Consider the following 25480-nt stretch of genomic DNA (forward strand, 5'->3'; position numbering starts at 1 on the left):
TCAGCGCTCGGCGCCGGTCATCGCCTCGGCGGCGTCGAGCGTCTGCTCGCCGAACGACTCGTCCTTCTTGGCCGCCTCGATCGTGTGACGCAGCGGCTTCTCGTGCACGAACCACAGCACCGCGGCCGACACGAGGGTCAGCGGCGCGAGCCACAGGAAGATCGGCATGAGCGCTTCGTTGTAGGCGCCCACCACGATGTCGTGGATCTCCTGCGGGAGCTGGGCCACCGAGTCGGGCGTCAGCGACGAGGACCCGCCGCCGGCCGCCGGCAGCTTCGTGCTGAGCGACTCCGTCAGGCGCGACGTGAAGATCGAGCCGACGGCCGCGGCACCCAGGGTGCCGCCGACCTGGCGGAAGAAGTTGTTCGCGGCGGTCGCCGTGCCGACGATGCGGTGCGAGAACGAGTTCTGCACGATCAGCGTGAGGACCTGCATGCCCAGGCCGATGCCGATGCCGAGCACGAGCAGCGAGCCCTCGATCACCCAGCGGGAGTCGCCGATGTCGATCGTCGAGAGCAGGAACAGGCCCAGGCCCGTGACGAGCGCGCCCGCGATCGGGTACCAGCGGTAGCGGCCGGTCCGGCTCACGGCCTGCCCGACCGTGATCGACGTGACGAGCATGCCGCCCATCATCGGGATCATCATGAGACCGGCGTGGGTGGCGTCGACGCCGACCGACATCTGCAGGTAGGTCGGCAGGTAGGACAGCGAGCCGAACATCGCGACGCCCAGGATGATCACGCCGACGGTGGTGAGGTTGAAGTTGCGATCGCGGAAGAGCGCCAGCGGCATGACCGGCTCCTCGGCGCGGCGCTCCACGAGCACGAACGCGATGGCGGCGACGACCGTGGTCACGGCCAGGCCGATGATCTGCGGGCTGTTCCAGTCGTACTGGTGACCGCCCCAGGTCGCGGCGAGGATCAGCGCGCTCGTGGCGATCGCCAGCAGCGCCATGCCCAGGCGATCGACGCGGGTGCGCGCCTGCTCGACGGCGGGGATGTGCAGGAGCATCACGACGGCGGCGAACGCCAGCACGCCGAGCGGCACGTTGATCCAGAAGGTCCAGCGCCATCCGGGGCCCTCGGTGAACCAGCCGCCGAGCAGCGGGCCGGCGACCGACGACAGGCCGAACACGGCTCCGAGGATGCCCATGTACTTGCCGCGCTCGCGGGCGGGCACGACGTCGGCGATGGCGGCCTGCGACAGCACCATCAGGCCGCCGCCGCCGAGGCCCTGCACCGCGCGCCCGGCGATCAGGACGGTCATGTCCTGGGCCAGCGCGCCGACGAGGGAGCCGATGGTGAACAGCACGATCGCGAGCAGGAGCATCGGCTTGCGGCCGAGCCGGTCGCCGAGGCGGCCGTAGATCGGCATCGTGACCGTCATGCCCAGCAGGTAGGCCGTCATGACCCAGGCGATGTGGTCGGCACCGTCGAGGGAGCCGACGATGGTCGGCAGGGCAGTCGACAGGACCGTCTGGCTCAGCGATGCCAGCAGCATCACGAGCATGAGCGCGGCGAAGACGAGACGAACGGTCCGCTTCTGGTGGGGATCGGTGACTGTGGTGGTGCTCATAGCGTGGTGGAGGTGACCTTTCGGAAGGTGGCGATGGCCGTCTCGAGGGCGGCGGCGCGGTGCGTGTTGAAGTGGTCGGGGTCGGTCGTCCACGCGAGCGTGACGACGGCTCCGGCCAGCAGGATCAGGGCGCGGGACTCATGCAGGTCGGTCGGCAGCCTCTCGATGCCGAGCCACGGCGTGTCCACGTCCTCGACGAGGCGCGCCGCGACGTGCTTGCGGCTGTCGGTGAACACCTGGGTGAGCCGGGTGCGCAGGCGGGGGGTCGCGGCGGCCAGTCGGCGGCGCTGCACCAGGTCGACGCCGGGGCCGATCGTGCTGGCGGCGACGTCCGCGACGAGGTGACTCACGCGCAGGACCGGGGTCATGCCCGCGTTCTCACGGAAGGCGGCGAGTGTCTCCTCGCTGACCGACGGCGGACGGACGCCGATGATGGCGTCCTCCTTGGACTCGAAGTAGTTGAAGAACGTCCGCGGCGAGATCCCGGCCTCGGCGGCGATCTGCGCGACGGTGACGGCGTCGGGGCCCGACTCCAGGGCGGCCGACGCGGCAGCGTGGTGGATCGCCGTCCAGGTCTGGCGCTGGCGTTCGGCCACGAGCGGGCTGACGACTAAAGATTGCACAACTGCATTCTATGCAGTTGTGCATCCGTTGCACCACTGCAATCCTGCTGTAACTCAGGGTTGCGTCTGTGCTTTCGGTCACTTACGGTCGAGGAGTCTCGTGCACGCCCCCGCCGCCGAGACGGGCCCCGGGCCCTGTGCAGCCCGGGGCCCACGGCGGCTCAGCGCAGGTCGCCGAGCTCGGAGCGGTCCACCGTCGTGCCCACCATCTGGCGCAGCGTGTCGCTGACGTCCCAGATCCCCACGTTCATGCCCGCGGTCACGCGGGACTCGTCGTCGAGCCAGTAGGCGATGAACTCGTTGGCCGCGAGGTCGCCGCGGATCTCCACCGCATCCTTCGGTCCCGGGCGCCCGACGTACTCCATCGAGAACTCGAACTGGTCGGTGTAGAAGTACGGGAGCCAGTCGTGCACGGTGTCGCGACCCAGCAGCACGTCGGCGACGGCCCGCCCCTGCCGGATGGCGTTGTCCCAGTGCTCGACGCGCAGCCGGTCCTCCAGGGTGACGTTCCACGCGCTGGCGGCGTCGCCGATCGCCAGCACCCGTTCGTCCTGGGTCTGGAACCGCTCGTCCACGACGATCCCGTCGTCCACCTCGAGCCCGGAGTCCTCGGCCAGCGCCACCGACGGCACCGCGCCGATCGCCACGAGCACGTGATCGGCGTCGATCGTCTCGTCCGACGTGCGCACGCCGACCGGTCCGTCGGCGCCGACGAGCACCTCCTCGACCGAGACGCCGGTCCGCAGGTCGACGCCGTGCGAGCGGTGCAGCTCCGCCACATGGGTGGCCAGCTCGTCGCCGAGCACCTTCTGCAGCGGCAGGTCGTCGCGCTCGAGCACGGTGACCCGGACGTCGTGGCTCCGCGCGGCCGCGGCGACCTCGAGGCCGATCCAGCCCGCACCGACGATCACGAGGTGGCCGCCGGAGCCGATCGCCTCCAGCACCCGGTCCTTGTCCTCGAGGGTGCGCAGGTACAGCGCCCGATCGGCGCCCGGCAGGTCGGGGACGCGCGGCTCCGCGCCCGTGGCCAGCACGACCAGGTCGTAGTCGAGCCACTCCCCCGACTCCAGGCGGACCCGCCCGGTCTCGCGGTCGAGCTCGGCCGCTCGCGCCCCGGTCAGCAGGCGAACGTCGTTCTCCCCCCACCACTCCTCGTCCAGCACCGTCGGGTCGGTGTCCTTGCCCAGCAGGAGGTCCTTCGACAACGGCGGCCGCTCGTACGGCGCACGGTCCTCCGCCCCGACGACGGTCACCGATCCCTCGTAGCCCTCCTCCCGCAGTCGCTCGACCGCTTTGGCGGCTGCCAGTCCTGCTCCGACGATCACGAGTCGCTCCATGGCCCCATCGTCCGCTGGTCCTGCGCGGATGCAACCCCGGACGCACGAAGCGGCTTGCCGCTGGTCCTGCGCGGATGCAACCCCGGACGCACGAAGCGGCTTGCCGCTGGTCCTGCGCGGATGCAACCCCGGACGCACGAAGCGGCGCGGCCGTCCCCTTCCCCAGGGACGACCGCGCCGCGGTTCGTGGACGATCAGCTGCAGCCGCTGGTGCTGCCGCAACCCTCGCAGACGTGGCAGGAGCCGGCCGGCCGCATCTTCGTGCCGCAGGTCATGCACAGCGGGCTGTCGACCGCCGCACCCGTGATCTCCTCCAGCAGCTCGGCCGAGGTGTGCGCCTGGCCGGTGGCCGGACGTGCCGTCTCGATCTGGACCGCCACCGCGTCGGCGTCGGCGATCTGCGCCTCGGCCTTCAGCTCGGCGGCCTGCTGGGGCGACGCACCCGCGGGCTCGTCGGTGACCAGCTCGGCGGCCGTGGAGCCGTCACCCTTGGCCGGCTCGTACGAGCCGGTGTCCAGGTAGCGCTGACGCTCGTCGACCGAGAAGATCGACATCGCCGAACGGGTGTCGAAGTCGATGTAGTCCAGCGCCAGGCGGCGGAAGACGTAGTCCATGATCGACTGCGCCATGCGGACGTCCGGGTCGTCGGTCAGGCCGGCGGGCTCGAACTTGAGGTTCGTGAACTTGCTCACGAACGTCTCGAGCGGCACGCCGTACTGCAGGCCGATCGACACCGCGATGCTGAACGCGTCCATCACGCCGGCCAGGGTCGAGCCCTGCTTGCCGAGCTTGAGGAAGATCTCGCCCAGCGTGCCGTCGTCGTGGGCACCGGAGGTCATGTAGCCCTCGGCACCGCCGACGCTGAAGCTCGTGGTGATCGACGCACGCGACTTCGGCAGGCGGCGACGGATCGGCTTCTCGACGATCTTCTCGACGACCTTGACCTCGGCCTGGGGCGCCTCGGCCGACGTCTTGTCGTCCTGCGACTTCTGGCTGGACAGCGGCTGGCCGACCTTGCAGTTGTCGCGGTAGACCGCAAGCGCCTTCAGGCCGAGCTTCCAGCCCTGGAAGTAGACGTCGGCGATCTCCTCGACCGTGGCCGTCTCGGGCATGTTGACCGTCTTGCTGATGGCGCCGGACAGGAACGGCTGGCAGGCCGCCATCATCCGCACGTGGCCCATCGGCTTGATGGCCCGCTCGCCGACGGCGCAGTCGAAGACCTCGTAGTGCTCGGGGCGCAGGCCCGGCGCGTCGATGACGTGACCGTGCTGGGCGATGAACTCCACGATCGCCTCGATCGTCTCGCCGGTGTAGCCCAGCTTCTCCAGCGCGGCCGGGACCGTCTGGTTGACGACCTGCATCGAGCCGCCGCCGACGAGCTTCTTGAACTTGACCAGCGAGAAGTCGGGCTCGATGCCGGTGGTGTCGCAGTCCATCATGAAGCCGATGGTGCCGGTGGGCGCCAGGACCGAGGCCTGCGAGTTGCGCCAGCCGTTCTTCTCACCGATCTTCAGGTTGGCCGCCCACTGCTTGGTGGCCTCCTTCTGCACGGCGATGTCCATCGCGTGCTTGGTGCGGATCTCGTCGTTGGCCGCCTGGTGCTTGCGCATGACGCGCTGGTGACCGTCGACGTTGGCCGCGTAGCCCTCGTAGGCGCCGACCACACCGGCCAGCTCCGCGCTGCGGCGGTAGGACGTGCCGGTCATCAGCGAGGTGATCGAGCCGGCGAGCGCGCGGCCGCCGTCGGAGTCGTACGCCAGGCCCGAGGCCATCAGCAGGGCGCCGAGGTTGGCGTAGCCGATGCCGAGCTGGCGGAACTTGCGGGTCGTGTCGCCGATCGCCTCGGTCGGGAAGTCGGCGAAGCAGATCGAGATGTCCATCGCGGTGATGATGAACTCGACGCTCTTGACGAACTTCTGCGTGTCGAAGGTTCCCTCGATGGTGAGGAACTTCAGCAGGTTCAGGCTGGCCAGGTTGCAGCTGGAGTTGTCCAGGTGCATGTACTCGCTGCACGGGTTCGAGGCGGTGATGCGGCCCGACTCCGGCGTGGTGTGCCAGTCGTTGATGGTCGAGTCGTACTGAATGCCCGGGTCGGCGCAGGCCCACGCGGCCTGGGCCATCTTGCCCCACAGCTCACGGGCGTCGATCTCCTCGATGACCTCGCCGCTGGTGCGGGCGCGCAGGCCGAAGCCGGTGCCCTCCTCGACGGCCTCCATGAACTCGTCGTTCACGCGCACCGAGTTGTTGGCGTTCTGGTACTGGACGCTGGTGATGTCCGAGCCGCCCAGGTCCATGTCGAAGCCCGCGTCACGCAGCACGCGGATCTTCTCCTCCTCGCGCTCCTTGGTCTCGACGAACTCGACGATGTCGGGGTGGTCGACGTCGAGCACGACCATCTTCGCGGCGCGACGGGTGGCGCCACCGGACTTGATCGTGCCGGCGGAGGCGTCGGCGCCACGCATGAAGGACACCGGGCCCGAGGCCGTGCCACCGGAGGAGCGGAGCAGCTCCTTGCTGGAGCGGATGCGCGACAGGTTCAGGCCGGCACCGGAGCCGCCCTTGAAGATCAGGCCCTCCTCGCGGTACCAGTTCAGGATCGAGTCCATCGAGTCGTCGACGGCCAGGATGAAGCACGCGCTCACCTGCTGCGGGCTGGACGTGCCCACGTTGAACCACACCGGGCTGTTGAAGCTGAAGACCTGGTGCAGGAGCATGTACGTCAGCTCGTGCTCGAAGATCTCGGCGTCGACGTCGCTGGCGAAGTAGCCGAAGTCCTTGCCGGCCTTCACGTAGGTCAGCACGACGCGGTCGAGCAGCTGGCGCAGGCTCTGCTCACGCTCGGGGCTGCCGACGGCGCCGCGGAAGTACTTCGTGGTGACGATCGTGGAGGCGTTGAGGCTCCAGAAGTCGGGGAACTCCACGCCGCGCTGCTCGAAGACGGTCTCGCCGGTCTTCCAGTTGGTCTGGACGACGTCGCGCCGCTCCCACGTGACCGCGTCGTACGGGTGCACGCCCTCGGTCGTGTGGACGCGCTCGATCTTGAGGCCTGCCTTGGAGGACTTGCGGCTGGTGCGAGGGGCGGGTCCCGAGTTCCCGCCGACCGTCTCGGTCATGTGGTGCTCCTGTCCTGGTGTGCTGCGTGAGGTTGGTGTGGCTGTGTTGTGGAGAGAGTGGGGCGTCGAACGGACCGGGGCGGGTCAGGACCCGTGGTCGGATGACTGGTGGGACGACGGCCGGGTCGACGCGTCGAGCACTCGCTCGATGTCGGCGTGGTCGGCGATCAGACCGGCGATCTCGGCGACGAAGTCGTCGGCGGAGTCGAAGGACTTGTAGACCGAGGCGAAGCGCAGGTACGCGACCTCGTCGAGGTCGCGCAGCGGCTCCAGGATCGCCATCCCGATGTCCTGGGTGTTGATCTCGGCCTGGCCCGAGGCGCGCAGGGCGTCCTCGACCTGCTGGCCGAGGCAGGCCAGGTCGTCGGTGGAGACCGGACGGCCCTTGCAGGCCTTGGCGACGCCCGCGATCGCCTTCTCGCGGACGAACGGCTCGGTGGCCCCGGAGCGCTTCACGACCATGAGCTGCATCTGCTCGATCGTGGTGAAGCGCTTCTCGCACTGCGAGCAGGCGCGGCGCCGGCGGATGGAGCCGCCCTCGTCGGCCACGCGTGAGTCGAGCACGCGGGTGTCGGTGTTGCGGCAGAACGGGCAGTGCATCGTTTCCTCCTCGCGTGGGCCGAAAATCGGGTCCCCGTGGATGAACCTGGGGACGAACTGTGGACATCTCCGCACAGGCTGTGGGCAACAGGGCGAAGCCTGTGGACCTATATGTGGAGAATCACATCCGTGTAACTACTAGATGTAGTGGTTACTGTACGCGGCGCATCGACGCCAAGCAACAACTTCGCAAAGAAGTCCGACAGAAACGAGATCGGCCCACGATGGAGGGACGTTTGCGCAGGTCAGGGCGGGGTCTGGGGATCTCGAGTCGCGGATTCCGGGCGTGTCGGCGAACATCGAGGGGTCACCCCCAACAGCCAGGCCCCATCGGGGCAGCGCCGGACCGAAGGGAGCCACGATGTCCCACGACCACCTGCTCCGACCGGCTCCTCGATGACGTCCCAGATCACCATGGTCCTGCCCCTCCCGCCCGAGCTGCGATCGGCGCGCCTGAGCGCCCTCGCCTCCGTCGCCGTTCACCTGCGCGACCTCGGCGCCGCGCGGGTCGCGGTCGACCAGGCGCTCGCGGACCCGGATGCCGCCCACGACCTGCTCGGGTCGACCGCGCGGATCGCGGGCCTCTCCCCTGCTCACGAGGCCGAGCCTGAGGACGGCGACCACGTCCTGACCACCTTGGCCGCCTGCTGCCACCCCGCACTGCCCGAGGCCGCCCGGATCGCGCTCATGCTCACGACCGCCGCCGGCCTGCCCGTCCCCGACACGGCCGGCGCGTTCTCGGTTCCTGACGACACCATGGCGCAGCGGATCGCCTGGGCCGAGAACCGCGCCCGCGGGGCTCTCGGTGCCGCCATCCCCGAGCGCGAGGCGGAGAGCCACCTCGGCCGGGTGCTCGACGTGCTGCTGCTGATCTTCGACGACGGCATCGTCCACCCGAACTACTCCGTGGACCTGCCGCGCGAGGCCCTCGAGACCGCCCGCGCGGTGGTCCAGCTGTTCCCCGACGAGCAGGAGCCGAAGGCGCTGCTGGCCCTCATGCTGCTCACCCGAGCGCGCCGCGACGCCCGTCTGGACGACGACGGCAGCCTCCGGGCGCTCTCGCGCCAGGACCGCAGCCTGTGGCGCCAGGACGAGATCCAGGAGGGCCTCTTCCTGCTCCGCGGCAGCCAGCGCGACGGCCGCACGGGCCCCTATCAGATCCGTGCGTCGATCCAGGCCGCCCACGTCACGGCTCACGAGGCGAGGGACACCGACTGGAACCGCCTGCTGGCCCTGCACGACCGGCTCATGCAGGTCTCCCCGTCCGACGCCGTGGCGCTGGGCCGGGCGTGCGCGGTCGCGGAGGTGCACGGCCCCGAGACGGCCCTGGAGAGCGTCGAGCGACTGGGCTTGGACAACCACCTCTTCCACGCCACGCGGGCCGAGCTGCTGCGCCGGCTCGACCGCACCGAGGAGGCCGACCGCGCCTGGAGCGCGGCCGTCGCGCGGGTGCGCAGCGCCACCGAGCACCAGCGGCTGCGCGGCGAGCTGGAGCGCTAGGCAGGTCACATCCGCTGCGGTTGCGAGCGGTGGCGAGCGCCCTACGGTGGAGGCATGGCCACCAAACCCAAGTACACGGTTCCCGGTCTCAGCATCGCCGATGGCGAGAGCATCGCGAAGACGCTGCAGGACCGGTTGAACGCACTCAACGACCTGATGCTGACCCTGAAGCATGTGCACTGGAACGTCGTGGGTCCCCACTTCATCGCCGTGCACGAGATGATCGACCCGCACGTCGTGGAGGTCCGCGACATGGTCGACGAGACCGCGGAGCGCATCGCCACTCTCGGCGCGGTGCCCCTGGGCACGCCCGCCGCGATCGTCGAGGGCCGGTCGTGGGACGACTACCCCCTCGGCCGGGCCACCACCACCGAGCACCTCAAGGCCCTCGACCAGGTGTACATCGGCCTGATCGACGACCACCGCAAGGCGCAGGCCGCCGTCGCGGACCTCGACCCGGTCACCGAGGACATGGTCATCGGGCAGATCAGCACGCTCGAGCTGTTCCACTGGTTCGTGCGCGCGCACCTCGAGAGCGCCGGCGGCGATCTCAAGAGCTGACCGCACCACCCCGAAAACGCACGTCTGCCCCGGTCCACGACCGGGGCAGACGTCTGTCCGGCTCAGACCAGAGTGTGGGGATGGGCCTGGCGGCCCTGCGCCCGACGATCCTGCAGGACCGCGACCCCGTGCCCCGCGAGCGCGGCCAGGACCTGCAGCGCCATCGACGTGACGACGACCGCCACCGCGAGCCACCAGTAGACCGGGCCCTCCCCCAGACCGCTCAGCAGGACGAGGGCCAGGGACGCAAAGCCCAGGACTCCCCCGGCCACGACCCACGCCAGGGCGCCCATATCGGCGGGGCGCACCCGCTGCCAGACGTATCCCGCGACCACCAGGGCCACCAGTAGGCCTGCGGCGATCCACGGTGAGATCTCGGTCAGGGCACTGCCCAGCCAGACCGACGGGGTGTCGACGCCGTGGGCGCCGTCACGGACCGGCACCAGCCACGTGACGGCACTGGCTGCCAGCAGCAGGCCGGCACGGCTGAGCACCTGACCACGGAACCTGGTCATCACGTGGATCTGGTGACCATGGGCGACGATGGCCATGGGCGAACCTCCTCGACGTCGGTGTCACGACTCACGCTACGCCGCCGCGGTCCGGATCGGGCCGACTCGGCGATGAACGCGTGTCGAACACGCGGGACCACCGCGAGAAGACGCACACGGCGCCCACCGGCCCCTTCCCCGAGGCATCGATGGGCGCCGTGTGCGGGCGCGGTGGAGCGGGAGCTCAGTCCTGGACGGGAACCGCCAGCGTGGAGCCGATGGGCAGCGGCGCGCCGTCCTCGAGGGCGTTTAGCTTGACGATCTCGTCGACCGTGGCGCGGATGTCCGCGTTCGGACGCGCCTCGGCGGCGATGCTCCACAGGGTCTGGCCCGGCTGCACCGTGACGGTGGTGACGATGCCCGGGTCGGAGGCCGATCCCGTGGCCACGACGGCCGACCCGAAGACGATCACCAGCGTCGTGATGATCGCGAGCGCCACCGCGACGATGGCGACGCGGCCCCGGCCGGTGAGGCGCACGGGCGCCGACGGCGCGGCCGTGGCGGAGGCGTACGTCGTGCGGGTGACGACGGGACGGCGCGCCAGGTCGAGCGGAGCGAACGCGGTGTGGTCGAGGGTGATGCTCATGATGGCCTCCGGGGAAGTTCGGCAGTCGTGTCGTGCGGTGTTCGATTCGATCACGTGTTCTATCGAACACATGAACGACTGTACGACCGACCTCCGACAAAATCGAGCACCGTCGAAAACTTGTTCGAACGGCGTGTCGTGCGGCGCGCGCTCCGCGCCGTTAGCGTCGGGGCATGTCGATCGTCCGCACCTTCCTCACCGCCTGGCGCCAAGCCTCCTCCCGCCAGGCTCCCCTGCTGGCCGCGGGCGTGGCCTTCTACCTGTTCCTCTCCCTGTTCCCCGCGCTGATCGCCGCCGTGTCGATCTACGGCCTGGTGGCCGACCCCGCGACCGTCGCCGACCAGACCGCGCGGATCTCCGACGCCCTGCCCGCGGACGCCGCCTCCTTGATCAACGGGCAGATCGAGCAGCTCACCTCGGCGCCGTCGAGCTCACTCGGGCTCGGCGCCGTGATCGCGATCGTGCTGGCCGTGTACGCGGCATCGGGCGGCATCGGCAACCTCGTCACCGCGATCAACCAGCTGTACGGACTACAGGACACCCGGTCCTTCATCGCGCGCAAGGCCCTCGCCCTGGGGCTGACCGCCGCCGGGGTCGTGTTCGGGCTGGTCGCCATCTCCCTCGTCGCGGTGGTGCCCGCGGTCCTCGACGTGGTGGACGTCGTGCCGGGGGTCCGCCTGCTCGCCAACGCCCTCCGATGGGTCGTGCTCGCGGGCGGCATCACCATCGCGATCGGCGTGCTCTACCGCGTCGCGCCCGACCGGCCGTCGACGAGCGGCATCGTCAACCGGGGCGTGCTGATCGCGGCCGCCCTGTGGCTGCTGGTCTCCCTGGGCTTCTCGCTCTACGTCGACCTGTTCGGCAACTACTCGAAGACCTACGGAGCGCTGGCGGGTGTCGTGGTGCTGCTGCTGTGGCTCTGGATCGGCATGTACGCCATCTTGCTCGGCGCCTGCGTCGAGGCCGCCCGCGAGCACATCGTCACCCGCGAGACCCTCAGCGAGGACGAGCACCTGGCGCGCCAGCGGTCGCAGGACGCGGAGGTCGCCGCGGGCCTCGACCGGTTCACCGAGGAGCTGGACGAGAAGCTGCGCCACTGACCTCAGCGCCGAGGCTTGGTACCGTGGCAACAGCGTCGCGTGTCGGTGGCAGTCCGTGCCAGGCATGGAGGCGTGGGATCCGAAGGAGTCGACGATGACCTCGTCGTTGCCTTCGCCCTCGCGTGACTGAGGGCGAGAAGACCAGGCTGATCGCCTGGAGCCGGGAGCTGCGCCGCGTCCACGCGCGGCTGCGCGAGGCGTTGACAGTGACGCGTGCCGCCGTCGCCGCGGGCGAGGCCGCCGCCCCCGCGACGCGCGACCTGCTGCTGTTCTGCCACGGCTTCTGCACGGCCCTCTCGGGCCACCACCGGGGCGAGGACCACGAGCTGTTCCCCGCGATCGCGGCCGCGCACCCCGACCTGGCCGACACCCTGCGCCTGTTGCGCCAAGACCATTCGATGATCGAGTACCTCGTCACCGGCCTGCGGGACGCGGTGGACCGCTCCGCCTCGGCTGCCGAGCTCGGCCGGCACCTCGAGGGCATCGCCGCGGTCATGGAGAGCCACTTCCGTTTCGAGGAGCGCCGGCTCCTCTCGGTCCTGGAGACGCTGGAGCTCGACGCCGACCCCCACCGCGCCCTCGGGCCGCTGTGAGCCCCGCTCAGCCGAGGAGTCGGCCGAGCAGGAAGGCGATCGCGCCGACCACCACCACGAGCGCGATCGCACCGCTGACCAGCTCGACCGGCCCGAGGCCGTGGTCCGGCACCCCGTGCTGACGCAGGTCGACCTCGAAGTCCGGCAGCAGCAGCTGCAGGTCGACGGTGGCGTGGTCGGCGACGCCGTGCTCGCGCAGCACCTCGCGGGCGCAGGCCTCGACCTGCGCCAGATCATCGACGGTGGACGTGCCCACCCCGGACACGTCGACCGTCCACCGGTCGCCCTCGCGCGTTCCCACCACCACATAGCTCACGTCCCACACCCTAGGCCACGGGCGGACACGCCGAGTCGAACACGTGTTTGATCCGCGGCTCCGCCGGGACTACGGTCGGGGCATGAGCGAGAACCTGGACGAGCCGGTCGACCTGACCGGGCTGACCAAGCGTCAACGGCGCATCCTGGTGTTCCTGAAGGACCACATCGAGTCCCACGGCTACCCGCCGAGCATGCGCGAGGTCGGCGCCGCGTGCGATCTCGCCAGCACGTCCTCCGTCTCGCACCAGCTCCGCATGCTCGAGCGCAAGGGCTTCATCCGTCGCGATCCCAACCGGCCGCGCGCGCTCGAGATCTACCTCCCCGACTCCAAGCCCGCGATGCGCCCGCGTCCGGCCGAGGTCGACGAGACCGGCAGCGGCGACGCGGTCCCCCAGCCGGCCTACGTGCCGATGGTCGGACGCATCGCGGCCGGTGGCCCGATCCTGGCCGAGGAGCGCGTCGAGGAGGTCATGCCGCTGCCCCGCTCGCTCGTCGGCGACGGCACCCTCTTCCTGCTCGAGGTCAAGGGCGACTCGATGGTCGAGGCCGCGATCTGCGACGGCGACTACGTCGTGATCCGCCAGCAGCAGGTCGCCGAGAACGGCGAGATCGTGGCCGCCATGATCGACGGCGAGGCCACCGTGAAGACCCTCAGCCGCAAGAACGGCGAGGTCTGGCTGCTGCCGCAGAACGCCTCCTACGACCCGATCGACGGCACCGACGCCCAGATCATCGGCAAGGTCACCGCGGTCCTGCGCCGGGTCTGACCGGAGGTCAGTCGGCCGGCTCGACCGGACGCGAGGCCCACGCGCTGGCGACCATGTCGTCGAGCGTGTGGGTCAGCTTCCAGTCGAGGTCGCGCGCCGCGAGCGCGCCCGAGGCCACGATGCGGGCCGGGTCGCCGGGACGACGTCCCATCACCTCGGGCTCGAACGCGATGCCCGTGGCGTCGGAGACCGACTGCATGATCTGGCGCACGGAGACCCCCTCGCCGTTGCCCAGGTTGTAGACCCGCTCGAGCTCGTTGCCGGCCAGCAGCCGGCGCACCGCGGTGACGTGCGCCTCCGCGAGGTCGGCCACGTGCACGTAGTCGCGCACGCAGGTGCCGTCGGGGGTCGGGTAGTCCTCGCCGAAGATCCGCGGGCGGTGTCCCTGGGCGAGGGCCCGGATCACCAGCGGGAAGAGGTTGTGCGGGCTCGAGTCGTAGAGGTCGGGCTCACCCGATCCCACGACGTTGAAGTAGCGCAGCGACGTGTGGCGCAGCCCTGTGGCCTGGGCCTGGTCGCGGATCATCCACTCCCCCACGAGCTTGGACTCGCCGTAGGGCGACTCCGGTCGGGTGGCGGTGTCCTCGGTGACCGTCTCCACGTCGGGGGTCCCGTAGACCGCTGCCGTGCTGGAGAAGACGATCGCGCCGATGTCGAGCCGCTCCATGGCGCGCAGCAGGCTCAGCGTGCCGCCGGCGTTCTGGCGCCACGTGTGGGCCGGACGCTCGACCGACACCCCGGCGTACTTGAACGCGGCCAGGTGGATGACCGCTTCGATGTGGTGCTCGGCGAGCTGGTCGACCAGCTGCTTCGCGTGCAGGACGTTGAGGTCGATGAACGGGACCTCGGGTCGCACGAACTCGCGGTGGCCGCTGGAGAGGTCGTCGACGACGACAGACTCCAGGCCGGCGCGCTCGAGGGCCCGGACGACGTGAGCACCGATGTAGCCGGCTCCGCCGGTGACCAGGATCGCCATGCTGGCAGCCTAGGACGCCGGGCTACTGCCGGAACTTCAGGGTGCCCACGGACTTGTTCTTGCCCCGCGTGACCTTGACGGTCTTCGGACCGGAGAACCCGCGCGAGATGCCGCGCCACGAGTCGGCGTTGACGACGATGCGGTAGCGACCCGACGCCAAGCCGGTGACCTTGAAGCGGCCGCCGCCGTCGGTCATCGCGGTGCGGTAGACCTTCTTGCCGTCGGTGGAGGTCAGGCGGATCATCAGCTCGGTGCGCGGCTTGACCTTGTTCGCCGTGACACGACCGCTGACCGAGCCGCCCTTGTAGTTCTTCAGGCCGACGCGCATCGACGAGCCCTTGACGTACACGCGCTTGTACGTGCCGGACGTCCAGGCCCGGCAGTGCTGGCGGTACATCTTGTAGTTCTTGGCCTTCCACTTCTCGAACCCGCGATCGAGTCCGTTGAAGTAGCCGTCGTTGTTCTTGTAACGGCTCTTGTACCAGGCGTGGCAGCCGGTGCGGCGGCCCATCTCGAACCAGTAGTAGCCCTCGCCCAGACTCACCTGGCGGCCGCTGCCGGCACGGACGACGTCGGACGCGAGGATCGCGCGGCCCGTCGCGTACTCGCGGATCGTCAGGTAGCGGTCGACCTTGGCCGAGCTGGAGCGGCCCTGGTAGCCACCGGCGATGACTGAGACCTTGGTGCGGTGCCGGCCGATGTTCTGCACGCGGCCGGAGAGGCCGCCGTTGGGCAGCTGGAGCATGCGGCCCGTGGAGCTGGCCTCGGCACGCTGGTTGACCATCGTGTGGCACGAGCCCCAGCCGCGGTCGTTGGCGCCGAACCACAGGCCACCGGCGGGCTTGACGGCGTAGATGCGGTTGCCGGAGGTGGGCAGGAACCCCACCTCGTAACGACCGCTGGAGTTGGTGCGGGTGCGTCCGTAGACGTTGGCGCAGGACATGAAGTCCAGGTCGCGCAGCACGCGCGAGGAGCGGGACCAGTACGGCGGACGGCCCACGATGGTGACCTCGGAGCCGGCGACCGGCTTCGAGCCGTTGACGACCTGGCCGCGGATCGAGGCGTAGCGCGCGTTGGCGACGTAGCGGTACTTCCCGCCGCGGGTGACGCGGATCGTGGTGCCCGCGCTCATGTCACGTGCGCCGCCGGCGAAGGCGCCCGCGCCGTTGCCACGGAACCACCACGAGCGGCGCTCGCCGCCGGAGGTGCCGATGATGTGCAGCTTGTAGCTGGCGGACGGGGAGTTGTTCGCCCCCATGCGGACGCGGAAGGAGAAGCGGCCGCCGTTGCGCTCGACGTCGTTGGCGGTGGAGATCAGCACGTTGCGGTTGCGCGAGCCCAGGCGCCACAGCTCGACCTTGACGCCGGTGGCGGCCGCGCCGCCGGTGCGGGCGACGGTGCCGGAGATGGTGCCGTAGGTGACCTTGGCCTGTTGCGTGATGGGGCGCGCAGCCGCGCCGCTCATCCGCACGACCGCCTTCGGCTTCGCGCGCCACGTCGTGTTGCGGAACGTCACGTAACGCGACGACCGGGCCTTGACCTTGAAGCTGCGCTTCTGGGAGGAGACGCCGTCGACCCAGATGTGGCCCTTGCACGTCTTCTTCTTGGTGCAGCGCGCCCAGACGGCGCCGTACCCGGCGTCGGTCATGGCCACGAGGGCGGTCTTGGTCGACAGTGTGCCCGCGGCCTGCGCAGGTGCGACGGCGACGAAGAGAGATCCGACGAGCGCCAGGCATGCAGCGGCGAGCGAGGGAAGACGGAACGGCATGGGATCCCCGAGCTGGTTGAGCGATGAGTCCGGGCCACGGTATCAAACCGAGGCCTGATTCCCCGCCTTCGCCGTTTCGTCGAGGCGGCGCAGCGCCGCGGTGACGACCGATCGGTCGGTGGTACGCCACAGCGGCGGCAGGGAGGAAGCCAGGAATCCGCCGTACCGCGCGGTGACCAGGCGCGAGTCCAGGATCGCCACCACGCCGCGGTCGGTGGAGCGCCTGATCAGGCGTCCGACGCCCTGGGCCAGCAGCAGCGCCGCGTGCTGCGCGGCCACCTGCATGAAGCCGTTGCCGCCGCGACGCTCGACGAGGCGCTGGCGGGCGCTGCTGAGTGGGTCGTCGGGGCGCGGGAACGGGATGCGGTCGATGATCACCAGGGTGCACGTGTCCCCCGGCAGGTCGACGCCCTGCCACAGGCTCAGCGTGCCGAACAGGCACGCGCTCGGCTCCTCGGCGAAGCGGCGGGCCAGCTCGGGCAGCTGGGCGTCGCCCTGGCAGAGGATGTCGAGGTCGGGCAGGGACTCGCGCACGTACTCGGCCGCCCGCTCGGCGGCGCGCCGCGAGGAGAACAGCCCGAGGGTGCGGCCGCCGGCCGCCTTCACGAGGGCGGTGATCTCGCCCAGCTGCTCGGCCTCGAGCCCGTCGCGGCCCGGCGCCGGCAGGTGGCGCGCGACGTAGAGGATGCCCTGGCGCTGGTAGTCGAACGGCGAGCCGACGTCGAGCCCGGTCCAGTTCTCGCCCTTCATGTCCAGCCCGAGGGACGCGGCGACGGGACCGAACGAGCCACCGAGGGTGAGGGTCGCACTGGTGAGCACGACGGTCTTCTCCCCGAACAGCTTCTCGCGCAGCGCGCCCGAGACGTCGATCGGCGCGATGCGCAGGTGCAGGCCGGTGCGGCCCTCCCCCAGCCACAGCACCTCGGTCTCGCGCCCGGCGGCCATGCGCTCGGCCACGCTGCGGACGTCGTCGATCGAGGTGCGCGCCTGCTGGCGGCCCGGGTCGGCCTCCTCGCCCTTCTCCTTGGTGAAGTTCGAGAAGCAGGCACGGGCGCTGTCGCGGACGAGGGCGAGCGCTCCGGCGAGGGCGGGCTCGATCGCGTCGATCCGGCCGGGCTGGACGTGCGTGAGCGCATCGGCGAGGGCGTCGGCGGCGTCACTGAGGTCGTCGGCGGTGCCCCCGTCGTCGAGGTAGGACCGAGCGCGGCGGGCGGCTCGCTCGATGAGGCCGGGGTCGAGCTCGTCGGTGGATGCCTGGGTCACCCGGGCGGCGAGCTCGTGCGCCTCGTCGACCACCACCGCGTCGAACTCCGGCAGCATCGGGATGCCCTCGATCGCGTCGATCGCGAGCATCGCGTGGTTCGTGACGACGACGTGGGCGTTGGCGGCGTCCTCGCGGGCCCGCTCGGCGAAGCACTCGGCGGCGTACTCGCAGCGCGCGGCGCCGAGGCACTCGCGCGAGGAGACGCTGACCTGGCGCCAGGCGCGCTCGCCGTGGGTGGGCGCGCCGTCGCGGTCGCCCGCGTGGCCGCCCTGCGCCTGGTCCTCGGCCCACTCGCGCAGCTGCACGACCTCGGCGCCCAGCGAGCCCTCGGGCACCTCGACGAGGACGCCCTGGTCGTCGGGAGCGCCCTGCCGGACCCGATGCAGGCACGCGTAGTTGGCGCGGCCCTTGAGCACGGCGTGGTGCGGCACCGTGGACATGGTGCCGCGCGCCGCCTCCTTGAGGGCGGGGATGTCGCGCTCGACCAGCTGGTGCTGGAGGTTGAGCGTGGCCGTGGCGACCACGACGCGCTTGTCGTGCAGCAGCGCCGGCACGAGGTAGCCCAGCGACTTGCCGGTGCCGGTGCCGGCCTGGACCAGCAGGTGGCGCTCCTCGGAGAGGGCCTGCGCGACCGCCTCGGCCATCGCGACCTGCCCGGGGCGCTCGGATCCGCCCACCGCCGCGACGGCGGCACCGAGAACGTCGGTCACACCGGGTCGGGAGGGCATGGCAGAACGCTACCCGGCCGCCGGAGCCGCGGGCTCACCGATCCACAGGGACCGGTTCAGTGGGCCCGGGCGAACTGCTCGAGCTCGGCGGCGAGCTCGGGATGGACGCGCGCGACGACGTGGGTGCCGTCGGCGACGTGCTCGAGCTGCTCGATCTCGGCGTGCAGGTGCAGCTGGTTCACGAGGTCGCCACGCGAGTACGGCACCACCGCGTCGACCAGCACCTCGGGCACCGGTAGGTCGGCCTCGATCGCGTTCAGCAGCTCGTCGATGCCCTCCCCCGTGCGGGCGCTCACGACGACCGCGTGCGGCTCGCGGGCCAGCAGCGCCTTGAGCACGAGGGGGTCGGCCTGGTCGGCCTTGTTGATGACGATGACCTCCGGGACCCGGACGGCCTCGATCTGCGCGAACACCTCGCGGACCGCGGCGATCTGGCCCTCGGGGTCAGGGTGCGACCCGTCGACCACGTGCAGGACGAGGTCGGCGTCGGCCACCTCCTCGAGGGTGGAGCGGAACGCCTCCACCAGCTGGTGCGGCAGGTGTCGGACGAAGCCGACGGTGTCCGAGAGCGTGTAGACGCGTCCATCCGACGTCTCGGCGCGACGCGTGGTGGGGTCGAGGGTGGCGAACAGCGCGTCCTCGACCAGCACGCCCGCACCGGTCAGCCGGTTGAGCAGGCTCGACTTGCCGGCGTTGGTGTACCCGGCGATCGCGACCGACGGGATCTTGTTGCGGCGGCGCTCGGCCTTCTTGGTCTCGCGGGTGCCGCGCAGCTCCTTGAGCTCGCGGCGCAGCTTCGCCATCTTGGCCTGGATGCGGCGGCGGTCGGTCTCGAGCTTCGTCTCACCGGGACCACGGCCGCCGATGCCCTCGCCGCCGGCGGCCTGGCCACCGGCCTGCCGGGACAGGTTGCCGCCCCAGCCGCGCAGGCGCTGGGTCTGGTACTGCAGCTGCGCCAGCTCGACCTGGGCCTTGCCCTCGGCGCTCTTGGCGTGCTGGGCGAAGATGTCGAGGATCAGCGCCACGCGGTCGACGACCTTGACCTTGACGCGGTCCTCCAGGTTGCGCAGCTGACTCGGCGCCAGCTCGCCGTCGCAGATCACGGTGTCGGCACCGGTCGCGCGCACCGCCTCGCGCAGCTCCTCGACCTTGCCGCTGCCGATGTAGGTGGCGGGGTCGGGCTTCGGGCGGCGCTGGATGAGCGCGTCGAGCACCTCGGAGCCGGCCGTCTCGGCCAGCGCCTTGAGCTCGGTCAGGGAGTTCTCGGCGTCCTCGACGGTGCCCTCGGTCCACACGCCGACGAGCACCACGCGCTCGAGCCGCAGCTGGCGGTACTCGACCTCGCTGATGTCCTCGAGCTCGGTGGACAGTCCGGCCACACGGCGCAGCGACGAACGGTCCTGCAGGTCCATCTCCCCCTGCTGGAGGTCGGGACGGGTCTCGTCGCTCATCCGCGCCACTCCATCGTTCCGCCGGCCACGATCCGGGCCGGTCCCCGCAGGACGGTGCGCTCCGGCTCGACGGTCACGTGCAGGGTTCCGCCGGGCACGTCGACCCGGTACTCGGTGGGATCGTGTGCTCCGTCCGCACGGGCGGTGGCGATCGCCGCGGCGCACGCGCCGGTGCCGCAGGAGCGGGTCTCGCCCGAGCCGCGCTCGTGGACGCGCATCCCCACATGGTGGGTGCCGCGCCGCTCGACGAACTCGATGTTGACGCCCTCGGGGTAGACCGACTCGGAGAACGCGGGCTGCTCCAGCAGGGTGCCGGCGTCCTGCACGCGGTCGACGAACGCGACGGCGTGCGGGTTGCCGGTGTGCACCTCGAGCGCCTCCCAGGTCTGGCCGGCGGCCGAGACCTTGGAGTGCGTGCCGGTGGTGAAAGCCCCCATGTCGACCGCGATCTCGTCGCCGACGACGGAGAGGAACTTCAGCCCGTCCCGCGTGTCGATCGGGAACTCCGGCCCCTCGACGAGACCCTGCTCGAGCAGGTGGCGCGCGAACACGCGGATGCCGTTGCCGCACATCTGGCTCAGCGAGCCGTCGGCGTTGCGGTAGTCCATGAACCACTCCGCGGGCGAGTTGTGCCCCAGCGCGGTGCAGCGCACGACACGCATGACACCGTCGGCGCCGATGCCGCGGCGCCGGTCGCACAGGGCGGCCACGAATGCCGGGTCGAGGTCACCGTGGAGGGTGCCGTCGTGGTCGGGCAGCAGCACGAAGTCGTTCTCGGTGCCGTGCCCCTTGAACCACGTGAATTCCATGTCCCCAGCCTACGGGTGATCGACGAGTGCCACCGCCCGCCCGAGCAGGTCGGGGTCGTCGAACGGCAGCCAGTGGATACGCGGGTCCTTGCGCATCATCCGGTCCTGGCGCCGCGCGAACCGCCGGGTGCCGGACTTCGTCTCGTCGCGCGCCTCGTCCTCGGTCAGCTCACCGGCCAGCATCGCGAGCACCTGCTGGTACCCGAGGGCCCGCGAGGCCGTTGGCGAGCCCGCGAGACCGGGCAGTCCCCTGACCTCGTCAACGATGCCGTCGGCCCACATCGCGTCGACGCGGGCGTCGATGCGCGCGTCGAGCACGTCGCGAGGCACGTCGAGCCCGATCATCACGACCTCGGGGTAGATCGACACCGGTTCGGGCATCGTGGCCGTGAACGGCTCGCCCGTCAGCTCGCCCACCTCGAGGGCACGGACGATCCGGCGCCCGTTGGTGGGCAGGATGGCCGCGGCGGCCTGCGGGTCGCGGAGGCCGAGCTCGGCGTGCAGCGCCTCGGGACCGACCTCGTCGAGGCGATCAGCCCACCGCGCGCGCACCTGCGGATCGGTGCCCGGGAAGTCGAGCGGATCGATCACGGCGCGCACGTACAGCGACGAGCCACCCACGAGGATCGGCACCGCGTCGCGCCCACGGATCTGCTCAATCGTGGCGCGCGCCTCCCGCTGGAACGCCGCGACGCTCGCCTCCTCGGAGGGGTCGAGGACGTCGAGCAGGTGGTGCGGGACCCCGGCGCGCTCCGCCTCGGTGGCCTTCGCGCTGCCCACGTCCATGCCGCGGTACAGCTGCACGGAGTCGGCGTTGACGATCTCACCGCCCACCGCACGAGCCAGGCCGACCGAGAGCCGCGTCTTGCCCGAGGCGGTGGGGCCCACGACGGCGACGACGGGACGGCTCGGTCTCATGGGCCCAGTCTTTCAGGCGGACGCGGCCGACCCGAAGTACCGTGACGTGCGGGACCGCCGGGCGGTCCTTCATCGACGAGAGGGGCACCCATGGGCTTCCTGGACAGGTTCAAGGGCAAGGACGCCGAGCAGCTGGTCGACCGGGCCAAGGAGGAGGCGGCGCGGCACGACGAGGACATCGACGCCGCGATCGACAAGGTCGCGGACCTCGCCGACAAGGCCACCGACGGCAAGTTCACCGAGAAGATCGACGACGCGGCGGCCAGGCTCAAGGAGGCCGCGGACCGGCTCGACGAGGACCCGACGGCCTGAGGAGGCGCTGGCAGTGACGTTCCCGGGGTCACCTACGGCGTGTCGGCCCCGGAAACGTCACGCTCAGGGGTCTCGCGGTACCGGCGGCCGGCCCAGACGAAGTAGGCCAGCGCCAGGCAGAACACCACGATCGAGGTCCAGATGTTCAGCCGGAACGGGCCGATGTGGTTCACCGTGTCGATCCGCAGCGCCTCGATCCAGCCGCGCCCGAGCGTGTAGAGCATGACGTAGAGCGCGAACACCCGTCCGTGCGTCAGCGCGAAGCGCTTGCCCAGCCAGACCAGCAGCGCCGCGGCCGCGAGGTTCCACAGCGCCTCGTAGAGGAACGTGGGGTGGAAGGTGGCGAACTGTTCGTAGCCGTCGGGACGGTGCTGCTCGGAGATCTCCAGGCCCCACGGCAGCGTGGTGGGACGCCCGAAGAGCTCCTGGTTGAAGTAGTTGCCGAGCCGCCCGATCGCCTGCGCGACCAGCAGTCCGGGTGCCAGGGCGTCGGCCATCTTCAGGAAGTCGATGTCGTACCGGCGGCAGGCGATCCACGCGCCCAGGCCGCCGAACGCGATGGCGCCCCAGATGCCCAGGCCGCCCTCCCAGATCTTCAGCGCGTCGATCGGGTCGCGACCGTCGCCGAAGTAGAGCTGGGGATCGGTGAGGACGTGGTAGATCCGCCCGCCGATGATGCCGAACGGCACGGCCCAGATCGCCACGTCGCCGATCGCGCCGGGGCGGCCGCCGGCCGCGACGAACCGGCGGTCGGTGATCCAGATCGCGGCGAAGACGCCGGCGATGATGCACAGCGCATAGGCCCGCAGGGGCAGCGGCCCGAGGTGCCAGACGGCCTGTTCCGGCGAGGGGATGAACGTGGCGATGGTCATGTCAGTCCCGTTCGACGCCGGTGCGCAGGTCGGTCACGAGGTCGCGGATGGCGGCGAGCCCCGAGGCCTCGTCGGGCTGGTCGAGGAGGCAGCGCACGAGCGCCGATCCCACGATCACCGCGTCGGAGAACTCGGCGATCTCGTGGGCCTGGGCGCCGTTGCTGACGCCGAGACCCACGCCGACGGGCTTGTCGGTGACCTTGCGCAGGCGGCCGACCAGCTCGGGCGCGAGGCTGCTGGTCTGCTCACGCTGGCCCGTGACGCCCATGACCGCGGTGGCGTAGATGAAGCCGCTGGCGGCCTCGGCCGTCATCGCCAGCCGCTCGTCGGACGACGACGGCGACACGAGGTAGATGCGGTCCAGGCCCTGCTCGCGGGAGGCGCGCTCCCAGTCGACGGCCTCGTCGGGGATGAGGTCGGGCGTGATGAGCCCCGCTCCCCCGGCGGTGGCGAGGTCAGCAGCGAACCGGTCGACACCGCGGCGCTCCACCGGGTTCCAGTAGGTCATGACGACGGTGGGGGCGCCGGCGGCCGAGGCCTCCACGACGCGGAACACGTCGTCGACCCGGGTGCCGTTGACCAGCGCGGCCTCCGCGGCGGCCTGGATCGTGGGCCCGTCCATCACGGGATCGCTGTACGGCAGGCCCACCTCGACCAGGTCGACCCCGGCCTCGATCATGGCGCCGATGGCGGCGATGGAGCCGTCCACCGTGGGGAACCCGGCGGGCAGGTAGCCCACGAGGGCCGCGCGGTTCTCGGCGCGCGTCCGCTCGAACAGCTCGTCAACGACGGTCATCGGTCGGTCTCCGCCCGGTCGTTCTCGTCCAGCAGCCCGAAGTACTTCGCGGCCGTGTGCACGTCCTTGTCGCCGCGGCCCGAGAGGTTGACCAGGATCGTGGCGTCGGGGCCCAGCTCCTTGGCGAGCTCGACCGCGCCGGCCAGCGCGTGCGCCGACTCGATCGCCGGGATGATCCCCTCGGTCTTGCACAGCAGGTCGAACGCGGACATCGCCTGGGCGTCGGTGGCGGGCCGGTACTGGGCCCGTCCGATGTCGGCCAGGTGCGCGTGCTCGGGGCCCACGCCCGGGTAGTCGAGGCCGGCGCTGATCGAGTGCGACTCGATCGTCTGGCCGTCCTCGTCCTGCAGCAGGAACGAGCGGGCACCGTGGAGCACGCCGACCTCGCCGGCGGTGATCGTGGCGGCGTGCCGACCGGTCTCGAAGCCGTCGCCGCCCGCCTCGATGCCGATGAGCCGCACGCTCTCGTCGGGCACGAACGCCGTGAAGAGGCCGATCGCGTTCGATCCGCCGCCCACGCACGCGACGGCCGCGTCGGGCAGCCTGCCGTCGAGATCGAGGACCTGGGCGCGGGCCTCGTCGCCGATGCCCCGGGTCAGCTCGCGGACCATCGTCGGGAACGGGTGCGGGCCCGCGGCGGTGCCGAAGAGGTAGTGCGTGGTGTCGACCGTGGTGACCCAGTCGCGCAGGGCCTCGTTGATCGCGTCCTTGAGGGTGGCGCTGCCGGTGGTGACCGGGATGACCTCGGCGCCCAGCATCTGCATGCGGGCGACGTTGAGCGCCTGGCGCTCGGTGTCGACCTGGCCCATGTAGACGGTGCAGTCCAGGTCGAGGTAGGCGCACGCCGTGGCGGAGGCGACGCCGTGCTGGCCGGCCCCGGTCTCGGCGATGCAGCGCGGCTTGCCGATGCGCTTGGCCAGCAGCGCCTGCCCGATCACGTTGCGGATCTTGTGGGCGCCGGTGTGGTTGAGGTCCTCGCGCTTGAGCAGGATGCGCGCACCGACGGCCCGGGAGAACCGGTGCGCCTCGTACAGCGGGCTGGGCACGTTGGCGTACTCGCGCAGCATGCGGTCGAGCTCGGCGCGGAACGCGGGATCGGCCTGGGCGGCCTCCCACTCGCGGGTGATCTCGTCGAGCGGGGCGATCAGGGCCTCGGGCATGAACCGGCCGCCGAAGCGGCCGAAGTGGCCCGGACCGTCGGGAAGCGCCGATCGCGACGGCGATCGGCCGGAGATGTCAGTCATGGTCGTCCTGGGTGAGGGGTCGGCGGGGAGCTGGTGGTCTCAGCTCGGCTGCCATCGGTGCTGCAGGGCCGGGTGGGAGCCGGCCGCGACCAGGTCCGCCACGGTGGCGCGGGGATCGTCGCCCCTCACGAGGGTCTCGCCGACGAGCACGACGTTGGCGCCGAAGCGCGCGTACTCGATCACGTCGTGCGGTCCACGGACACCGGACTCGGCGACCTTCACCACCGAGTCGGGGATCCGGGGGGCGAGGCGCTCGAAGGTGCCGCGGTCGACCTCGAGGGTCTTGAGGTTGCGGGCGTTCACGCCGATGAGGTCGGCGTCGGCCGCGAGGGCGCGGCGCACCTCGGCCTCGTCGTGGACCTCGATCAGCGGGGTCAGGCCGATCGACCGGGCACGGTCGATGAGCGACTCCAGCGCGTTCTGGTCGAGAGCGGCCACGATGAGCAGGGCCATGTCGGCGCCGGCGGCTCGCGCCTCCCACAGCTGGTACGACGTGGTGATGAAGTCCTTGCGCAGCACCGGCACGTCGACCTGGCCACGCACGGCGCGCAGGTCGTCGAGGGTGCCGTTGAAGCGACGCTGCTCGGTGAGCACGCTGATCGCGGCGGCGCCGCCGGCCGCGTAGTCGGCGGCGAGCTGGGCCGGGTCCTTGATGTCGGCGAGCGCGCCCAGGCTGGGACTGGAACGCTTGACCTCGGCGATCACCGACACGCCCTCGGCGCGGAACGCCGGCATGGGATCCAGGGCCGGCGGCTGCTTGTCGGCCTGGCGCTTGAGGTCGTCCAGGGAGACCCGGCTCTGACGCTCGGCCAGGTCCTCGGCCACCCCCGCGAGGATGTCGTCGAGCACGGTCATCGCACTCTCCCTTCCCCTGTCGGGACTCGGCTCCGAACTGACCTCCAGCGTATCCCCGCACCGCGGTCAACCGGCACGCACCCTCCGTTTCGGGACAGCATCACTGGCATGATCGATGTTCCGCACGGTGTACGGAGCCGCTCAACCTCCCTATGCTCGCCCCATGTCGACCAACGAGCCGCCCACCGGACCCGACCCGGAGACCCCGGGTGGTCCTGTCCCGCCCCCGCCGCCGTCCTACGGCGGCGGGGGCGGGACAGGAC

At 70.9% G+C, this 25480-nt stretch carries 24 protein-coding genes; 6 read left to right on the forward strand and 18 right to left on the reverse strand.

The window, feature by feature from the left end; translation table 11 throughout:
• The 5 genes from H1W00_RS13025 to nrdR all read right to left on the reverse strand — a co-directional run bounded on the left by H1W00_RS13025 (position 1) and on the right by nrdR (position 7248).
• Positions 1–1575, reverse strand: a complete 1575-nt coding sequence (locus tag H1W00_RS13025) for an MDR family MFS transporter (protein ID WP_181756079.1) — start codon at positions 1573–1575, stop codon at positions 1–3.
• On the reverse strand, positions 1572–2198 hold the full coding sequence (locus H1W00_RS13030; RefSeq protein WP_181756080.1) for a TetR family transcriptional regulator: 627 nt from the start codon (positions 2196–2198) through the stop codon (positions 1572–1574). Before H1W00_RS13030 ends, H1W00_RS13025 begins: the two co-directional genes overlap by 4 nt.
• A gap of 161 nt (positions 2199–2359) precedes the next feature.
• The gene (locus H1W00_RS13035) at positions 2360–3535 is read right to left on the reverse strand and encodes an NAD(P)/FAD-dependent oxidoreductase (RefSeq protein WP_181756081.1); all 1176 of its coding nucleotides are present in this window, start codon (positions 3533–3535) and stop codon (positions 2360–2362) included.
• Between the two features lie 194 nt (positions 3536–3729).
• On the reverse strand, positions 3730–6648 hold the full coding sequence (locus tag H1W00_RS13040; protein ID WP_181756082.1) for a vitamin B12-dependent ribonucleotide reductase: 2919 nt from the start codon (positions 6646–6648) through the stop codon (positions 3730–3732).
• 84 nt (positions 6649–6732) lie between these two features.
• Positions 6733–7248, reverse strand: coding sequence for a transcriptional regulator NrdR (gene nrdR / locus H1W00_RS13045; RefSeq protein ID WP_181756083.1), 516 nt, complete (start codon positions 7246–7248; stop codon positions 6733–6735).
• 396 nt (positions 7249–7644) lie between these two features.
• Here nrdR and H1W00_RS13050 point away from each other — a divergent pair, with 396 nt between their 5' ends.
• Together H1W00_RS13050 and H1W00_RS13055 are read left to right on the forward strand one after the other, a co-directional pair.
• Entirely contained in the window at positions 7645–8748 is a 1104-nt protein-coding gene (locus tag H1W00_RS13050) for an RNA polymerase sigma factor (protein WP_181756084.1), read from the forward strand.
• A gap of 54 nt (positions 8749–8802) precedes the next feature.
• Complete coding sequence (locus H1W00_RS13055) at positions 8803–9309, forward strand: Dps family protein (RefSeq protein WP_181756085.1); 507 nt, start codon at positions 8803–8805, stop codon at positions 9307–9309.
• Positions 9310–9371: 62 nt separating this feature from the next.
• Here the strand turns inward: H1W00_RS13055 and H1W00_RS13060 are convergent, their stop codons facing one another.
• Together H1W00_RS13060 and H1W00_RS13065 are read right to left on the reverse strand one after the other, a co-directional pair.
• Positions 9372–9860 carry a hypothetical protein gene (locus H1W00_RS13060; protein ID WP_181756086.1) on the reverse strand — a complete coding sequence of 163 codons (489 nt, stop codon included), beginning with the start codon at positions 9858–9860 and terminating at the stop codon, positions 9372–9374.
• 184 nt (positions 9861–10044) lie between these two features.
• Positions 10045–10446 (reverse strand): LysM peptidoglycan-binding domain-containing protein, encoded by a 402-nt coding sequence (locus tag H1W00_RS13065; RefSeq protein ID WP_181756087.1) that lies wholly within the window; start codon positions 10444–10446, stop codon positions 10045–10047.
• A gap of 173 nt (positions 10447–10619) precedes the next feature.
• Here H1W00_RS13065 and H1W00_RS13070 point away from each other — a divergent pair, with 173 nt between their 5' ends.
• Positions 10620–11546 carry a YihY/virulence factor BrkB family protein gene (locus H1W00_RS13070; protein ID WP_181756088.1) on the forward strand — a complete coding sequence of 309 codons (927 nt, stop codon included), beginning with the start codon at positions 10620–10622 and terminating at the stop codon, positions 11544–11546.
• 122 nt (positions 11547–11668) lie between these two features.
• Complete coding sequence (locus H1W00_RS13075; RefSeq protein ID WP_181756089.1) at positions 11669–12139, forward strand: hemerythrin domain-containing protein; 471 nt, start codon at positions 11669–11671, stop codon at positions 12137–12139.
• 7 nt (positions 12140–12146) lie between these two features.
• Here the strand turns inward: H1W00_RS13075 and H1W00_RS13080 are convergent, their stop codons facing one another.
• Positions 12147–12455, reverse strand: a complete 309-nt coding sequence (locus tag H1W00_RS13080; RefSeq protein ID WP_181756090.1) for a hypothetical protein — start codon at positions 12453–12455, stop codon at positions 12147–12149.
• An 82-nt stretch (positions 12456–12537) separates the two neighbouring features.
• Between H1W00_RS13080 and lexA the strand changes: the two genes are divergently transcribed.
• On the forward strand, positions 12538–13224 hold the full coding sequence (gene lexA / locus H1W00_RS13085) for a transcriptional repressor LexA (protein WP_206680025.1): 687 nt from the start codon (positions 12538–12540) through the stop codon (positions 13222–13224).
• A gap of 7 nt (positions 13225–13231) precedes the next feature.
• On the opposite strand, the gene galE is transcribed toward lexA, so the two are convergent.
• Genes galE through miaA form a run of 6 tightly spaced genes read right to left on the reverse strand, consistent with a single transcriptional unit; the run spans position 13232 to position 21138 of the window.
• Positions 13232–14200 (reverse strand): UDP-glucose 4-epimerase GalE, encoded by a 969-nt coding sequence (galE, locus tag H1W00_RS13090; RefSeq protein ID WP_181756091.1) that lies wholly within the window; start codon positions 14198–14200, stop codon positions 13232–13234.
• A gap of 22 nt (positions 14201–14222) precedes the next feature.
• Positions 14223–15968 carry a carboxypeptidase-like regulatory domain-containing protein gene (locus tag H1W00_RS13095; protein WP_181756092.1) on the reverse strand — a complete coding sequence of 582 codons (1746 nt, stop codon included), beginning with the start codon at positions 15966–15968 and terminating at the stop codon, positions 14223–14225.
• A gap of 42 nt (positions 15969–16010) precedes the next feature.
• The gene (locus tag H1W00_RS13100) at positions 16011–17960 is read right to left on the reverse strand and encodes an ATP-dependent DNA helicase (RefSeq protein WP_181756093.1); all 1950 of its coding nucleotides are present in this window, start codon (positions 17958–17960) and stop codon (positions 16011–16013) included.
• A gap of 56 nt (positions 17961–18016) precedes the next feature.
• Entirely contained in the window at positions 18017–19411 is a 1395-nt protein-coding gene (gene hflX / locus H1W00_RS13105) for a GTPase HflX (protein ID WP_181756094.1), read from the reverse strand.
• Complete coding sequence (gene dapF / locus H1W00_RS13110; protein ID WP_181756095.1) at positions 19408–20220, reverse strand: diaminopimelate epimerase; 813 nt, start codon at positions 20218–20220, stop codon at positions 19408–19410. Before dapF ends, hflX begins: the two co-directional genes overlap by 4 nt.
• Before the next feature lie 9 nt (positions 20221–20229).
• Positions 20230–21138 (reverse strand): tRNA (adenosine(37)-N6)-dimethylallyltransferase MiaA, encoded by a 909-nt coding sequence (gene miaA, locus H1W00_RS13115; RefSeq protein WP_181756096.1) that lies wholly within the window; start codon positions 21136–21138, stop codon positions 20230–20232.
• 90 nt (positions 21139–21228) lie between these two features.
• On the opposite strand from miaA, the gene H1W00_RS13120 reads away from it, so the two are divergent.
• Positions 21229–21450 (forward strand): antitoxin, encoded by a 222-nt coding sequence (locus tag H1W00_RS13120; protein ID WP_181756097.1) that lies wholly within the window; start codon positions 21229–21231, stop codon positions 21448–21450.
• Positions 21451–21482: 32 nt separating this feature from the next.
• Here the strand turns inward: H1W00_RS13120 and lgt are convergent, their stop codons facing one another.
• From lgt to trpC, 4 genes are read right to left on the reverse strand one after another with little or no spacing between them, the layout of a single operon-like run.
• Positions 21483–22322 carry a prolipoprotein diacylglyceryl transferase gene (lgt, locus tag H1W00_RS13125; protein WP_181756098.1) on the reverse strand — a complete coding sequence of 280 codons (840 nt, stop codon included), beginning with the start codon at positions 22320–22322 and terminating at the stop codon, positions 21483–21485.
• Between the two features lies 1 nt (position 22323).
• Positions 22324–23118, reverse strand: a complete 795-nt coding sequence (gene trpA / locus H1W00_RS13130; RefSeq protein ID WP_181756099.1) for a tryptophan synthase subunit alpha — start codon at positions 23116–23118, stop codon at positions 22324–22326.
• On the reverse strand, positions 23115–24362 hold the full coding sequence (trpB, locus tag H1W00_RS13135) for a tryptophan synthase subunit beta (RefSeq protein ID WP_181756100.1): 1248 nt from the start codon (positions 24360–24362) through the stop codon (positions 23115–23117). The genes trpA and trpB overlap by 4 nt, the downstream gene beginning before the upstream one ends.
• Before the next feature lie 39 nt (positions 24363–24401).
• Complete coding sequence (gene trpC / locus H1W00_RS13140) at positions 24402–25217, reverse strand: indole-3-glycerol phosphate synthase TrpC (protein WP_181756101.1); 816 nt, start codon at positions 25215–25217, stop codon at positions 24402–24404.
• Positions 25218–25480 lie beyond the last annotated feature (263 nt).

It is taken from the genome of Aeromicrobium phoceense (assembly GCF_013868155.1).
Classification (GTDB): domain Bacteria; phylum Actinomycetota; class Actinomycetes; order Propionibacteriales; family Nocardioidaceae; genus Aeromicrobium; species Aeromicrobium phoceense.

What these genes read in the sequence shown, in the direction of transcription:
- H1W00_RS13065 (WP_181756087.1), bottom strand. Translation starts at nt 10,446, where the DNA reads ATGAGCATCACCCTCGACCACACCGCGTTCGCTCCGCTCGACCTGGCG.
- lgt (WP_181756098.1), bottom strand. Translation starts at nt 22,322, where the DNA reads ATGACCATCGCCACGTTCATCCCCTCGCCGGAACAGGCCGTCTGGCAC.
- trpB (WP_181756100.1), bottom strand. Translation starts at nt 24,362, where the DNA reads ATGACTGACATCTCCGGCCGATCGCCGTCGCGATCGGCGCTTCCCGAC.
- H1W00_RS13120 (WP_181756097.1), top strand. Translation starts at nt 21,229, where the DNA reads ATGGGCTTCCTGGACAGGTTCAAGGGCAAGGACGCCGAGCAGCTGGTC.
- H1W00_RS13035 (WP_181756081.1), bottom strand. Translation starts at nt 3,535, where the DNA reads ATGGAGCGACTCGTGATCGTCGGAGCAGGACTGGCAGCCGCCAAAGCG.
- H1W00_RS13055 (WP_181756085.1), top strand. Translation starts at nt 8,803, where the DNA reads ATGGCCACCAAACCCAAGTACACGGTTCCCGGTCTCAGCATCGCCGAT.
- trpC (WP_181756101.1), bottom strand. Translation starts at nt 25,217, where the DNA reads ATGACCGTGCTCGACGACATCCTCGCGGGGGTGGCCGAGGACCTGGCC.
- H1W00_RS13070 (WP_181756088.1), top strand. Translation starts at nt 10,620, where the DNA reads ATGTCGATCGTCCGCACCTTCCTCACCGCCTGGCGCCAAGCCTCCTCC.
- trpA (WP_181756099.1), bottom strand. Translation starts at nt 23,118, where the DNA reads ATGACCGTCGTTGACGAGCTGTTCGAGCGGACGCGCGCCGAGAACCGC.
- H1W00_RS13040 (WP_181756082.1), bottom strand. Translation starts at nt 6,648, where the DNA reads ATGACCGAGACGGTCGGCGGGAACTCGGGACCCGCCCCTCGCACCAGC.
- H1W00_RS13025 (WP_181756079.1), bottom strand. Translation starts at nt 1,575, where the DNA reads ATGAGCACCACCACAGTCACCGATCCCCACCAGAAGCGGACCGTTCGT.
- hflX (WP_181756094.1), bottom strand. Translation starts at nt 19,411, where the DNA reads ATGAGCGACGAGACCCGTCCCGACCTCCAGCAGGGGGAGATGGACCTG.
- H1W00_RS13100 (WP_181756093.1), bottom strand. Translation starts at nt 17,960, where the DNA reads ATGCCCTCCCGACCCGGTGTGACCGACGTTCTCGGTGCCGCCGTCGCG.
- dapF (WP_181756095.1), bottom strand. Translation starts at nt 20,220, where the DNA reads ATGGAATTCACGTGGTTCAAGGGGCACGGCACCGAGAACGACTTCGTG.
- H1W00_RS13050 (WP_181756084.1), top strand. Translation starts at nt 7,645, where the DNA reads ATGACGTCCCAGATCACCATGGTCCTGCCCCTCCCGCCCGAGCTGCGA.
- nrdR (WP_181756083.1), bottom strand. Translation starts at nt 7,248, where the DNA reads ATGCACTGCCCGTTCTGCCGCAACACCGACACCCGCGTGCTCGACTCA.
- miaA (WP_181756096.1), bottom strand. Translation starts at nt 21,138, where the DNA reads ATGAGACCGAGCCGTCCCGTCGTCGCCGTCGTGGGCCCCACCGCCTCG.
- lexA (WP_206680025.1), top strand. Translation starts at nt 12,538, where the DNA reads ATGAGCGAGAACCTGGACGAGCCGGTCGACCTGACCGGGCTGACCAAG.
- galE (WP_181756091.1), bottom strand. Translation starts at nt 14,200, where the DNA reads ATGGCGATCCTGGTCACCGGCGGAGCCGGCTACATCGGTGCTCACGTC.
- H1W00_RS13095 (WP_181756092.1), bottom strand. Translation starts at nt 15,968, where the DNA reads ATGCCGTTCCGTCTTCCCTCGCTCGCCGCTGCATGCCTGGCGCTCGTC.
- H1W00_RS13060 (WP_181756086.1), bottom strand. Translation starts at nt 9,860, where the DNA reads ATGGCCATCGTCGCCCATGGTCACCAGATCCACGTGATGACCAGGTTC.